This is a genomic window from Gilliamella sp. wkB72, assembly GCF_001693745.1.
Classification (GTDB): domain Bacteria; phylum Pseudomonadota; class Gammaproteobacteria; order Enterobacterales; family Orbaceae; genus Gilliamella; species Gilliamella apicola_E.
Genome location: NZ_LZEI01000009.1, coordinates 1 through 15,438, shown reverse-complemented (window position 1 = coordinate 15,438; position 15,438 = coordinate 1). Strand labels below are relative to the sequence as shown.

Annotated in this window: 4 protein-coding genes; all 4 read right to left on the bottom strand. The window is 33.7% G+C overall.

The genetic code is table 11. From position 1 onward, the window contains the following. Window positions 1-133 precede the first annotated feature (133 nt). Window positions 134-9,955 (bottom strand): SdrD B-like domain-containing protein, encoded by a 9,822-nt coding sequence (locus tag A9G07_RS04535; RefSeq protein ID WP_065734213.1) that lies wholly within the window; start codon window positions 9,953-9,955, stop codon window positions 134-136. Beyond that, a complete protein-coding gene (locus tag A9G07_RS04530; RefSeq protein WP_065734212.1) occupies window positions 9,955-13,497 on the bottom strand; it encodes a hypothetical protein in 3,543 nt (1,180 codons plus the stop codon). The genes A9G07_RS04535 and A9G07_RS04530 overlap by 1 nt, the downstream gene beginning before the upstream one ends. Before the next feature lie 387 nt (window positions 13,498-13,884). Further along, a complete protein-coding gene (mltC, locus tag A9G07_RS04525) occupies window positions 13,885-14,955 on the bottom strand; it encodes a membrane-bound lytic murein transglycosylase MltC (RefSeq protein WP_065562304.1) in 1,071 nt (356 codons plus the stop codon). 9 nt (window positions 14,956-14,964) lie between these two features. Beyond that, window positions 14,965-15,234: an oxidative damage protection protein gene (locus A9G07_RS04520; protein WP_065734211.1), complete on the bottom strand. Its 270-nt coding sequence runs from the start codon at window positions 15,232-15,234 to the stop codon at window positions 14,965-14,967. Between the last annotated feature and the right edge of the window lie 204 nt (window positions 15,235-15,438).

The following is a 15,438-nucleotide window of genomic DNA, read 5'->3' as shown; positions in this document are numbered from 1 at the left end:
TTAGAGATAAACAATTATAAATCAATGTAATTATCAGTTAGAAATAAAAAATTCCGCCCTTTTCCTAATAAATCAGAAAAGGACGGAAATTAAGGTGGTTTAAAATTTGGATCTTACGATCCAAATTCATTTGTTATTGACTCTTTTCCTCTGAAACTGTGAAGTCAACTTTACTTGGTAAGCCTGGTGATACTCTCACTACTTTAGGATTACGCCCAATTACTTCATAGCCTTTCGGTAGTGATCTTGTATCTAATTTAAGAACAAAATTCGCACCTCGTTCCCAACGTCCACCAGATACACCAACTATGTGATAACGACCACTAGCATCAGTTGTAATAATTTCACCACGTACGGTAACTAGTTTTACACCACCTAAGCCTTCTTCACCTTCGTCCTGAACACCATTACCATTTTTATCAACATACACTTTTCCGAAGATGAGTGCATCATCAAATAATGGATCAGCAGTAACAGTTACTGTTGCCTGAGAAGTATTAGATACAACTTTTCCATTTATTGAATTAACTGCTACAGCTGTATTAGTGTATTCACCTTGAGTGACACCAGCACCAACAACAAGCATATAGGTAAAGGTTAATTCACCTTTTGGTTTTAATTGAATAAGTTGTGAATTTACTGTTCTTCCTCCAGTAGGATCTTCAACTTTTTTACCATTAAGGCGAGTGGAGCCTTTAACAAATTTAAAGCCTGCTGGTAAAACGTCTTTGATCTTAATAGTTGAAACGCGTGAACTATTATTCGTTATTTTAATAGAGTAAGGAACAATATCACCAACCGTTACCTTATCTTTTAATGCAATTTTAGCAATAGTTATATCAGCATCTGAACTACGATAACCTAATAAAATTCCATATGCTAAATTACTTGTTCCATCATTTACCATAACTGGTACAGTATGTTCACCACCTACACCATTAAAGTTTATTGTAGCCGGTGGGTTAGAGAGATTAATTAAATCATGCTCTACTAAATTACCACTAGCATCTCTATACTTATCAAATGATGGTATTAGATCATATAAAGGATTACCTCGACCTACACTAACAGTTCCATCATTATAATCGCCATAAAGAACACGGATAAAGTAACGTGCGCTTGTACTACGAGTAGTATCACTGATTAGATTACGGAAATTAAATTTACCATTGTCATTGCTGGTCGAAACAATTGGACGACCATTTCTATCCATTATATGGTTTTTATTACCATCTAATAAGTAAACTTTAACTCCAGATAAACCTTTATAACCAGATACTCCAGTTAAACCAGCACCTTGATTATCATCTAGAACTTTACCTTCGATAATACCACCATTGATATAACCAAAGTTTTGATCAGATAACTTACCTGTAATATTTATGACGGCAATATTCGCAGTTTGCGGTAATTTTAATTCACCATTTGCATTATGATGGGCATCATCAGGGTCAAAGCTAGCTTTTAGTGTTGATGGTACGCCAGCAATTTCAATACTCCATTTGCCCGGAATAAGATTAGCAACATCATAATCTATATCACCAGCAGCTAAATTACGTGTGAAGTTAATTGACGGATTATTCACATTTTTAAAGGTAATTGTTATTGGAGCATTAATAGCTGTATCTATTGAAGGATTATATTCTCCATCATCATTATTATCCAAGAACACTTTACCTTTAATGCCACTAATACCACTCCAAGCAAATGTAACGTTTTTAGCTTGATCTGTTGCACTAGCAAACTGATAGGTTTCTTCCATCAAGTTATCTGTTTTATTGATTGTTGCGGCAATATTACTATCAGTAAGCATGAAGCTACTAATGTAACTATTACTTCCCATACTAACTTTAACTTTATAACTAATACCAGAAGCTAAATTGTCAAATTGATATTTACCAAGCTCATCAATATTTGTTCCAGTAGTAGTTGCGGCTTTCTTATCAATTAAATTATCGTCTACAAATAACTCAACTTGATAATTTGGAATTAGAGAATCAATACCGATATCCCGAGATGAAATAGCATTACCATCTTGAGTATCAACATCAATTACAACTTGACCGCTAATACTTGCTTGTCCCTTCAATCCAAAATCAACATTCGTGACCAAATTAGAAGATGTTGCTTCAATTTTAATTCTTGTTCCATTTGTTATAGATGTTGAATTTGAACCTTGAGGCTGAATCACATAACTGTAACTATAACCTGCAACGGCTGTTGCGTTTACAGTTACATCCCATTGACCTTCAGCTATATTATTAATTTCATATTGACCATTAGGATCACTAATTGCAGTTAATACTATATTATGATCATTAACATCTCTTGCCTCAACGGTAACTCCCGCTAAAGTTGTATCGTATGTTTGATGCACACCTTTTCCAGAAACATCTTTATAAATAGTTCCTTTCAAGGTTTTTTGGCTCTTATAACCATAGTCAATCTGAGCAAGATCTTGAGTAGCAGATGTTAATGCTAATGTATCATGATTAATTGCAGACCCACCATTTATCATAGCTGGACTGAAACTGATTTGATAGCCAGCTCCAGTCAAGTTACTATCATTAACAGTCAATTCATAATCATTATATGCGGTAAGGTTTTCAAACTTATAACTACCGTCACTTCCTGTAGTTGTTGAAATAGCCGTTGTACCGTTTAAACCATTTGCTTTAAGGGTAACCTCTACACCGCTTAATGGTCTATCAATTGATGCTGCATGATAATTTAAACCGACATTATCATTTACATCCACGTCAACAACAACTTTACCTGATATTTTTGCACTACCTTTCAAACCGAAATTAATATTTTTTCCTACCGTATCATTTGACGCGATTATTATTTTCAATTCGCCAGGGTTAACTTCGCTAATAGTTGCATTACCTACGGCAGCATCAAAATAACTATAATTCCAACCTGACGGTGAATTTGAAATTTTAATTATCCAAGTACCAGCAATCAGATTGTTTAGTGAATAACTACCATCTGCAAGAGAAACTGCATTAATAGTTAAATTATTACTTTGATTAACTGCGGTAATTCCAACACCTGCTAGCGGAGGATAGTTAGTATTATGCTGACCATTCCCCATAATGTCTTGATAGATATGTCCACTTATACCTAAATTAGATTTATAACCAAAGTCATTCCTATCTGATTGCGCAGCATCGCCTGAAATAGAAATTGTCGCAATATCCGAAGCAGTATTTGATGATGCTTGACCAGAAGGACTAAAGCTAATGACATAACCATTTAATTTATTAGATGGGTCAGTCACTCTAATTCGGTAGCTACCATTAGCTAAATTATCAAAAGTAAATTCACCATCACTATTCGATACCGCTTCCTTATAAATAACGGTATCACTATTTGGGTCTATCAATTTTATGGTTAAACCATCGACACCAGTATCGAATGATGACAATTGCTCATCCGCATCATTATCAAACACGACTTTACCAGTAATCTTAGCTTGGCCTTTCATACCTAAATCAAGTTTGATCTCATTGCCAGTATTTGAATCTACTTCATAAGTGATACTATTATTATTGACAGCAGTTGGGGTTACCACTTTTTCAACAAAATAACTATAGGTTAAATCAGTTCGTGTCGGATGAGAGACAGATACTGTCCATTTACCTTCAGTAATATTATTGAAGGTAAATTCACCGTTACTTCCTACAGTTTTAGTATGAGTTACATGCTTATTGTTACTCAATTCGCCTTCAAGTTTAACTACCGCCCCATCTAGTTTTGGATTAAATGTTTTTTCAGACTCATTCCCACCGATATCTAAATAAACATTCCCTGATAATTTACGATCAAACTGATACCCAAACACTCTTGTATTTGGATTTGCTTCAAAACTTGTATCATTTGGTCCATTTACATTAAAAGTTGCTATCTCAGATACAGGTGATGGATTTCCAGGACTAAAGACTAATTTATAATTAGAATCACTCACATTACTACTTATTTCATAATTATAAGCGCTCAATCCTGTTATTTCGAAAAGACCAGTTGATGCATCAACAGTAAATTCTTTTGTTTTAAATCCAGCTTTATTAGTTGCCGAAGTTAGTGTTATTTTCGGCGTTATAGGAGTAGCTAGCTGACCAAAGCTTATATCGTTAGAACTATAAACTCCATCACTATCACGATCAATAACGACATAACCGGTAATCTTACTATTACCTCGATAACCAATATCAATGTTATCAACAACATTTTGATCAGCTGTCACTTCAACTTCTAACGATAAATTATTACTTTGTTGTATTGGAACAACATTATTTCCAATAGTCGTATAATTTAGAACATAACTATTCCAATCAGTTATTGTTTGTGAAGATGCTGTTGAAATAGCCCATGTTCCTACCGGAATATTATCAAATACAAAGTTACCATTTGGATCAGTTGTTGCTTCAAATGGAGTTTGTCCACCACTGAAATTTGAACTTGATACTTTCGTTAGAACCAGTTTAACACCTGCAAAACTAGTGTCTACACCGGTTCTATCTTTGCTATCATCAACATCAATAACAACTTGACCTGATACTCGTCCAGTATATTTGAAAGCTGTACTGCTATTAAAATCATTATCAGTTAAAGGTTCAAAATTGAATGTATTAGTATTATTCGGTATATCAGTCGCTGGTACTAATACAGTCGAATTAGGCGTACTAACCTTAATTTGATAATTATAATCTTTTGGTAATTTATCAAACAAATATTGCCCATTTTTCGATGCATTACCATTCAATGCAATGTTAGCCGTTTTTGTCTTGTTAAGCGTTTTAAAAGTATCTGTATTTGGTTCTTGATAAGATAATTCAACCTCAACATCATTAGTCAGTTTTTGATCAGTTTTAATCTTATCACTATTATTATCTATCCAAACATCACCACCTAGTTGTAGTTTACCTAAAACTACATAGTGATTATCTAATGATCCCTCTTCTTTCAATGCTTTTACAGGAATAACAATATCTTGCGCTCTATTACCTGCTTTACTGAATTTAAAGTCATAGCCCGGAAGAGTGTTCATTTCAATTTTAACTGAGTAATCAACATCATTTCCATATAAAAGATCTGCAAAATGATAGTGCCCATTGGTTGTCAATTGTGTCATTAACAACTGACCTGTACCATTTAAACCATCATAAAGCTTAACTGTTACTTGGTTTGAACTATTGATTAAATGTGCATACTCATTCAATCGACTTGTATCAGTATTAGTATCATTAAAATCGACATAAATATCACCTTGGATACCATCATGGCTTGCTTTGCTATAGAAGAAGGTTTTATCCGTTACCCCTGAATTAGTAATAGCAATACCTGAAATAGTATCAATTGGTTGAGTAGTGCTCACACTATTTCGAACAACAACATAATATGCTGGTGGATGTTTCACGTTAACTTTATAATTTCCACTCGGTAAATTATAGAAATGATATTCACCATTCTCATCGCTATTTTGACGAGCCATCTCTTTACCGTTTTCATCAATCAAACTCAATAAAACATTTTTCAATGGTTTATAGTTTGTAGGATCTGGATCATCAATTAATGTTTTACCAGAAATACCACTATTTATTGCTGTAGGGCTAGTAATCCCTGCTGAAGGATTAGGGTTCGTCCCTCCAGCTAACAAGAAGTATTTACTTTGTTGGTTTTGCCTTCCCGAACTAAAGCTAATTGGCGATAAAACTGTATTGGTATTTTTATCAGCATTAGAAATAACACCATACCCACTAGGAGGCACAATTTGAACAACATAAGTATCATTAAGTTGATTTTTATCTAAATCAAAACTATAAACCCCAATTTGATTAGTTTTTATCGTCTTAAATGGACTACCAGTTGCCGTAGGTCCCTTATATAAATTTATAGTAACATTTTGTACTGGCACATCACCTGTTTTATCGAAATTAATATCTGCTTCACCATTATTATTAATATCAATTAACACATAACCATAAATAGAGGAATCACCTTCTTTTTTATAAAGAAAATCTAACGCCCCATTTGGTACAGTTGGATTGCTTTGTGTAATTTTAATATTAGAAATTGTGTCAGATAAACTTTTCAATTCATAACGACTTGTATCTAATCCTTCAGCTGTGACTTTAACTTTATAGTCATCATATAACAGGTTTGTAAATTTATAATTACCATTACCATCTGTCATTGTATATGAGTAAACATTATTAGAACCATTACGATATAACTCTACTCGAACCCCTGTCATTGGCACGTCACCATTATTAGGTTCAAAAATACCATTGTTATCATAATCGTAATAAAGTTTTCCACCAATTTCAGTGGTTTCTCTTAATCTTAGTAACCAATATTGATCTGGAGTACCATTTTGCAATAGTTCTACCTGCATATACTCCAAACCATTTTGTACTTTATTCGGTAAATAGCTGCCTTTCGTTTGACCACTATTACCTACTATTTCGAATGCATTATCCAACCCTTTTAGTTTTAACATCATGTTGGAAATATATAATTTATTCATCAACCTTGCATTTGTCTTGTTATAGACAAATCTAGCGTTGTCTTTTACTCCCTTATCTATAAAATCTGGTGTATTGAATAATGATTCAAAACTTCCACTGTAATGATTTTTATAAAGACGAGGAGTAAATACCCCTTCAACAGTTATTTTGGAAGGATTATACCTTTCGAGTTCTTCTTTAGTTAACAAAATTGACTGATCATTCTTAACATTTGAACCAGTAACATCCAGATAGATATTACCTGAAACAGCTTCAGTTAACGCTTCTGGAGCTGTATTTGCTTGCATAAACCACTGTTTATCAGCTTGCATTCCATTAGCTAAAGATCCATCAGCTTGAACTTCAAACTGCAATGTACCTGGTTCAGTCGCAGGATCTTGATCGGCTATATCAATATAATCATCAGTGCTAGTCTTATGCACAATTTTATATTTACCTTTCGGTAAAGATTTTAAATCGAATGCATGATAATAATCACCAATATCTGCCCAATATTCATAATGATCTGTATCCCAATAATAGAGAGCAAAATTTCCTTTACCGACTTCAATTGTTTGCTCGCCTGCATATTGAGTGTCACCATTTATATCATTAATTGGTGCACCAGAAATAGTACCTTTACCTTGCATAAGGAAGTTTTTAGTAATAGGCGCATCAAGTGTTGTAAATTTAACTCTGTAAAATGGATATAAATTCTCACTAGCGTTTGTAACTGTTTTTATTCCATCATATTTTACCTTAATCATATAATCTGTATTAGGAGTTACATTATTAAGTTGCCCATTAAATGTGTAGTCACCTTTACCATCTGTGATTTGCTTATCAAGAAAGTTTATACCATTTTCCGTACAATCGCTTTCATTACCATCACGGCAAAGTAGAACTGTTGCATATTTCAATGGCAAATCATTAGAGTTATAAAGTTGTCCTGTTTGGATCTTACTGTCAGCTAACCATGTATCAAGGTATACTGTACCTCGGATAACATAATCATCGACTCTCAACTTATACCAAAAATTGGTATTAGTATTAAATACTCTACCGCCATTAACTGATAATTCAATTTGTGATATGGTTTTTTTGTTATTACCTGGATCTATACTAAACCCTTTATTTTGGTCATTATTTTCAAAAACTAGATCCCCGTCTTTGATATTACTAGCCAAACCATATGTCTGTTTAGCCGTAATTCGATAATCACCATTCGGTAAATTAGTAAATTCATATTTACCATTTTCATCAGTAGAAAAGTTAGTAAATTCGACCCATTCACCGTCAACTTTCCTATCCAAAACAACTCGATTATATTTAATAGCTGTATCATTATTAGGAACATAACTACCTAAAACACCTGGATGACTATTATTTAAATAAACATAACCTGAAATAGTATTTTTTTGTTTAGGTACAAAAATAAGTCTATCGTCCCAAACTCTACCAGGGGTTAGCATCACCGTGAAATTCTGTAATGATGTTGGTTTTTCCAGAAGATTAGTATCATAACCTTCAACCGTATAATTAAATAATCCACAACGGTCAATATAATAATTCTGAAGGTCTCTTAAACCATAATACCCTGGTCTTTTATAAGTTACTTCAAGTTTATTATTTTTAGAGTCAGTTGCTTGGGTAACGCCATCTTCTTCATAAAATACTATCTTAGTATAGGTACTGGCTGAATTTGCCTCCAATCCATTGTAAGTTGTACTCCAACTCCAATGTCCTCCAGCTGTTTCTAAGTAGTTAACAACCATTAAATTACCCAAAGCTTCTTGCACTGGTGAATACCAGAAGTTTTGATATCCTTTCTTAGTATTTAAATTAGGAATAATGATTTCTTTTCCAGCAATATTATCTTTTGTATTGTTGCTTAATGTGACTTTACCTTTATGGCTACTTCTTGAATTTGGTGAAGTACTCGTTGATTTCCCATCAGTATCATTGATGAAATAGAATTTAGTCTGATCAATACCAGATTCAGTCAACAGAACTTTGTAATCTTTACCTTTAGTAAGACCTATAAATTGGTAGAATCCTGTTGTACCATTCGTTTTTGTAGTGGAAATTTTTTTCCATTCTGAACCAGTATGTTGATAAAGTGCAACTTTTGTTGACATTCCTCGGCTACCAACCGAAGTATCATAAATATTATTATCCGATTTGCCTGAATCGGGACCGCTGCTAAGATATTGTTGTGGTCCGATAACAAAAACATTACCTGATATACTAGATAGTGTTGTATCATTTGGGTCAATCTGGAATAAGAAATCAGGACCTGTTGGATTACCTATCTCATCAGGTATTTTAGCTTTCTTTCTCAGATCGCTTGGTAAATATTTAAATGGAGGTGCAGGAACATTTGATACTACAATATCATAACTTGCTACAGCTAAATCACTGAAACCATAAAAACCATCTTCTCCCGTAGTAACTGGATTTGTACCCATAACAGGGATAGTAGTATTCTCATAATAAATATCAACTCTTATTCCTTCTAATCCTGGATCGCTACCGACAGTGTAAAGTCCATCATTATCCATATCAAACGCAATGATACCATCTAGCTTATTCGGATTTCGCTTTTTGAGATTAAAAGAGCCACTTTGTTCAGCGCCTTTCATTGCAAATTTAATTTTATCATCATAGGTATTATTACCATTTGGTAAAGTAACATCCCACAATTTATACTTTAAACGCTTTAAAAAAATATCAACTTCAGCATCAAAGTAAACAGTATATTCATCATTCAATAATGTGTTTTTTATCTCAACCTCACCATTAGAATTAGTATCTAATACTATTACATTTTTTGTTGATGTATTAAGCAATTTAACTGGAAGATCATTAATCCCCTGATTATTATAATCTTTAACTTTAAGGTGAACAGTTCCACCATTACCTTTTAAAAATAGATTTTGACCCAATTCACCAGTCATACCACTGACTGAAACTGACTTGGAAACACTTTCATTATTTGTTGTTTTCACTTCAACACTATAAGAACCTAATGAAGATACATCAAATTCATAAGCTCCATCTTCATCAGTGTTTACGCTAGCAATTTTCGCACCTGTATAATCTTTTAGTTCAACAGGTAAGTTTTTTAATGGGAAGTTGACATTATTAGAGTTACCATCATAATCCAGAAAGACTTTACCTGAAATCGGTATCGCATTTGCTACCGATAGAGCCATAAACGAAATAAAAAATGAGAACAACACTAAATTAAAGTGTTTTATTATCGCTTTATAATTAAAAACTTTTATTAATGATCTTCTTTTAGATTTTGTGTTATGCTCAGTTCGCATTATCTTTTCTCCTGATATGCGTAAATTCTTTTTAACGTTTTCGACTTTTTGATCTGATTTCACTTGCATTTGTAAATGCGGTTGACCATTTTTAACTTTTTGCCAACTGTTCATTAGAAACTCCCCACGACATTTACAAACCAACCATGTGAACGGTAGTTCAGGTGCGTTAAGTTATCGTTATAATCAGTGAAGTTGTAACCTACACCCATCTTGATATTGTCACCAACATTGCGATAAACACTGGTGACTAAACCATCTTTATGGTCATCGGCTAAGCTTGTGCGTAATGTTCTTCCTTCTACCTGATATTCCCAATCGCCAAGTTTGTAATTGACTCTTAAGGCATATAAGTCTGCGCCTGATGAGTACCAATTACTTTCGCCTTTGTAACGTAAATGCCCTTGACGGTGCGCCGCTTTAAACGCCGTCTCCCAATTTGCATTCCATTCATAAACCCCTTCTAGCGACCACACCCAGCTCTTCTGATCATATAAGCTTGATGTGTAACTTTTACTGCCTGATGAGGTAGAGTTTGCGATTAGCTGATCGTCAGGATCTAATCCATATACATAGGTCAGTTTTCCAAATAGATTTAGGTTATTAATGGCTTGTGGCCGATAAGCAAAACCAACCATTGATTCAGTATAATTGCTTACAACCTTATCATCGCGTTCACCTAATGTTTTAGCAAAATCAAACTGAGTAAGCCAACTTAAGTTTTCACTTACGATAGTTTTAGCACGGTTTGTTGTGACCCATTGTTTGATACGCTCACTCGCTTCATCTATACGATATTCAAGGCGATTACGCATTTGAAATTTTTCATTTTTAAAGCCATAACCTACTGCATATACATCTCGGCGAGTTTCATCATTTCCTGTCAAACTGGTACTATTTCGATTACGGTTATTTACTCGACCTATAGAGTAAGACCCTTCGACATATTGCGCTTCGGTTGGTTTATAATTGACACCATAGATATCTGAAGTAGTGTGATCGATTTTGCTGGTTTTAAATTGACGCTCAGAATATAACTCCATTTTACTTGTCGCATTGGTTTTTCCACCAAAAACAGTAGTTATTCCACGACCAGAAGTTGAATCGACATCATTTAATAATTTGGTGTATAAACTGGTTCGTTCATTAACATCCCAGCTACCTTGTACACCACCCCCTGCGCCTCGGTTAGAACCAAAAACTTCAGCACCGATATTGATGCTTTCTGTCACTTGCGAGTTATAACCTAGCGTTGTGCGGTTATCATCGGCAACATCACCTGATTTATTTAAGGTTAATTGTTGGATGATATAACCTTTATCTCGGCCATCAAAGAATGAACGTTCTAATTTTGCCGCTACTAATGTTTCTTTAGTTGAATCACTACCATAATTATGATCATTTCGTTGTTGGAGCTCTAAAGCGGTTTTATATAATTCACCTAAGGCAGTGTAGTATTGTGCGCGAGTAATTCGTTCAACGTAATTTGCTTTATCTTTTTCTTGACTATGACCAACCAATACACCTTTTTTATCTGGTTCAAAGTCATAACGCAATTCACCGCCCCATTCTTCTAAATCACTACTACGTGCTTTAGCAAAAGATGAAAAACCTTCTTGTTGCATCGAGTAATAGCCTTTGAAACTTAGTGGAACATCTTTTTCGGTAAAATCATTAAAATCGATTTTTTGTTCTATTTTCCAAGCAGCTCCACGAGTATCACCTGATAGCACAGTTTCAGTAAATGATAGACCACCATTGCTCGATACAAATATATCATTCATTTTCGCTTTGGTTTTGGCGTATTCTAATTGAGTATGTGTTCCTTGCGTTGGTCTTACAATTAAATCCACACCTTTCAATTCATAATTATCACCACTAGCCTGATCTTCACTTAGGTAAGTTCCCCCAATTCGTAGATAATCGTTTAACCAGTGATAAGCTCTTCCACCAAAAACTTTCTGACCTTCAAGATCAAATCCATCAGAGTAATATTCATATTCAGCAATAATCCAAACTGGATCACCACCAACTAAGTTTCCACCTTCGATAATGGAACTACCCGAGCCACCACTGGAGGTCATTGGTAATGGTTTAGTTAGTATTATACGACCTTGGAATTGGTTAACTTCATAATCCACACCTTCGGTTAAAGTACTGGTAGTTAATACTCGTCCAGTGTTACGATCGCGTACTTCGACCGAAAGTTTTAAACTACCTTGAGTTACACGTTGATGTTTCAAAAAGTATAAGCTACCACCAGTTGAGGCTAATTCATTATGACTACCTCGTGTTTCACCATTTGATAAAAATATGGTAGCTAATGTACGAGTATCGCCATATTTTGTCGTCTGCTCACTTTCATGGTAAAGCTTAGCACCGTATAGACTTCGGTTAAAATTTGCAAATTCATTGCCAGTAATTTGGGTATTATAATTACCCCATAACCCGTAATTTTTGCCTTTCTCTAACTTAACATAGAATTTACCTTCGGTATCAACATCACTTTCAGTGGTTGAGTCATCACCATAAATTGGATAATAAGCTTGAGGATCGATTTCTCGAACAAAACGCGTTGGGTCTTTTTCGCCTAAATGACCAAATGCATTTTTTAATTTGGTTTCGGTGGTATCTAAATGAGCTGTTAAGCGATAATCTTCTTTATTGGCTTTTAAATAAAATGCAACTCGACCATCCCAACTACCTTTACCACTATAATGATGGCTATCAGCATCTTCTACTATTGATTGGCCTTCACCGCTAACATTATTTTGTGCATATGTGACATCAACAATACCGACATAAAAAATATCATTTTCTTTCTGAACAACTAATTTTTCGTTTTGTGAATGAGTTTGACCAAATTCATCTTTCCAAGTTAAATCGAACTGATACTCTCCTGGCGATAAAATCATCTCTCGCATGGCACGACCACTATTATCCACCACCAATCGTTCACCATTTAACATCACATCTTTTTTATCTTTTAGTCCCGCCATTTGAATGACAACTTTACGATCTTGCGCACCACTGACAATGCCTTGATGATCGATCCGACTCTCTCCAAAACCAGGAATAGTACTATCTGATTTTAATTTACCAAAGGTCAAGTTAGTGGCGGGGGAGGAAGAAATATTTGATTTGCTATATGAAATAAATTCACTCTCTTGTTTTATACCATGACCTAATGTACTAAAGTTAACGGCATAAACGTTATCTTTTAAGCCGTCATGACTAGTCGTGGTTAAAATCGCTTTATAATCACTATCAATTGACAATGGTTCTCCATTGTCGGTATCACCTTGCCACAATAACGCTTCATATGGGCTAATTTCATTAAACTTCAATGTTTTTATTGGATGTTGGTTATCGACATCAGACTGGCGATAAATAGTGATTTGATATTCTGCTATTTTGCTCGGATAGTTGGTATAGACATAAAGCCCCATTGGGGTATTGAATAAACCTTGTGATGTTAATTTAAGCTTCGGATTATAGATACTTAAATTTAGTTTTTCCGCTGAATTAAATTCATCGCGAATAATATTTAATTTTGGTACGGTCTCTGTACCCGCATAAACACTATTTGAACCAAGTAAAAATGCAGCACTTATACTTAGATAAGAAATGTTACGGAAACGATTAAATTTGACCATGAACTATTATTTCCTTTCACTTAAATACATCTTGTTGTTATAAAAATAGAGCTGAAGAAATTTCAAAATTAAAGAAATGAAAATTTTCTATATATTTATTTACAAACGTATAATTATTAAAAATTTATTATAAAAATTTTGATATATTCTAGATTTGACCTTGATAGCCAGCAACTTCATATTTGATAAGAGTTGTAAGCCAAAAAAATGTTATAAAACAAATTATTGAACGTCATACACAACTCTTGAAGTAAGCTTTTTTAAAGAAATGAAAGGGAAAGGTTAAAATATTAAGCTTTGCATAAGAAATATAATGTTTTTTAAAAGGACCATCACAATATTACATTATTAAAAATAATGTGATAGCCCTATAAAGAATAGATACTTTTATTTATTATCTAGGATTCTACTAACTTTGATAAGGTAATTTCGTGACTCTTGAGAAACATGTGAAGTCACTAATTTCCGATAAACTTGTTGAGGTGTCATCGAGTTAATTATATTGATCGCCTCATTTCGGTCATCAGAAAAAGTACGTAATACACTTCCTGCTCCACCATTATAAGAGGTGATCATTGCATATCGTAGTGATATTGGATTATTTATACCTGCTAAATACTTAGTTTTTAGTAAAGATAAATAAGCAGTTCCCATATCAACATTATTACGAGGGTCAAGTAAAAACTGACGGCTCGGTTCACCAGGTTTACCCCGCAACTTGAAGATGTCTCGACCAGCAGTGTGTTGCTGTACTTGCATTAATCCTAATGCATCTGTACGACTTACCGCAAATGGGTTAAATGCTGATTCAACTTCCATAATAGCTAAAATCAATCGTTCATCAATAAAGTAACGATTTGACGCTTCAGTCACTAAAGGTAAGAATTTTCTTGCACGTTGATTAATATGGTTTGGAACAAGTTTGATTTCAACATAAGTGATTTTATGAGCGCCAGAAGAGCGTACTTTTAAATTATTGGCAAGCAAATAATCGGCAAAGCTATTTGCCCTACCACTCCAACGAATTGGTTGTCTTTCTTGATCAAGAACCTGGTTATATAAAAAAGGTTCTTGTGATAAATCCTGACTTATTTTATCTCGCCTGATAATATCAACAGGTTCTGGCATAAGTAATGTTGATACAATTGCGTCCTTCAAATTATTGATTGGTGTATCAGATAAAGTTTCAATGGTAATTATCCCAGAAACAAAATTGATATGAACTCGAGTTTGTAGATTATCTTCATATTGAACATAATCTTTAGGACCAGCAATAAGAACCTCTTTAGGTCCCCAGATTTGTTCTATATTATTAGCGTACTGACTTATTAAAATATTAAATGCATTAGTATCTTTTATATAATAGTCTTCATCAGTTTTTTTGTTATTTGAGCCAGGACAGGCTGTTAATAAACTTACTGAAATGAGTAATGTAAGAATTTTAAAATTGTTTTTCATTGTAATCTCTCAATTTTCAGGTATATATCCATCAATAACCACGTCTTCACCTTCAAACAAAAACTTTATCATTTCGGTTTCAATTTTTTTACGATGTTCTAAATTCATCATATTAAGCTTATTTTCATTAATTAACATTGTTTGCTTCTTAAGCCATTCTTGCCATGCTATTTTAGAAATTTCATTATAAATACGCTTGCCTAGCTCTCCTGGGTAAAGCTGAAAATCTAGACCTTCGGATTCTTTTTTTAAATAATGGCAATAAATAATACGACTCATATTTATTCCTATTTTTTTAACGATTATTAATTAATCGCTAATTATACCCGAAAATAATTGCAGAAAAGAATAAAATATACAAAATATCCAACTTTTTTGAATGAATATAAATTCAATATTTATGAATAAATATTTACTTTACTATCTTTATAAATAACATAAAATAGAAAAAGACTGTTAGATAAGATAAGGATCGTATAATGC

Coding starts and splice junctions, on each gene's coding strand:
- A9G07_RS04535 (WP_065734213.1), bottom strand. CDS start 9,955: ATGAACAGTTGGCAAAAAGTTAAAAATGGTCAACCGCATTTACAAATG.
- A9G07_RS04520 (WP_065734211.1), bottom strand. CDS start 15,234: ATGAGTCGTATTATTTATTGCCATTATTTAAAAAAAGAATCCGAAGGT.
- mltC (WP_065562304.1), bottom strand. CDS start 14,955: ATGAAAAACAATTTTAAAATTCTTACATTACTCATTTCAGTAAGTTTA.
- A9G07_RS04530 (WP_065734212.1), bottom strand. CDS start 13,497: ATGGTCAAATTTAATCGTTTCCGTAACATTTCTTATCTAAGTATAAGT.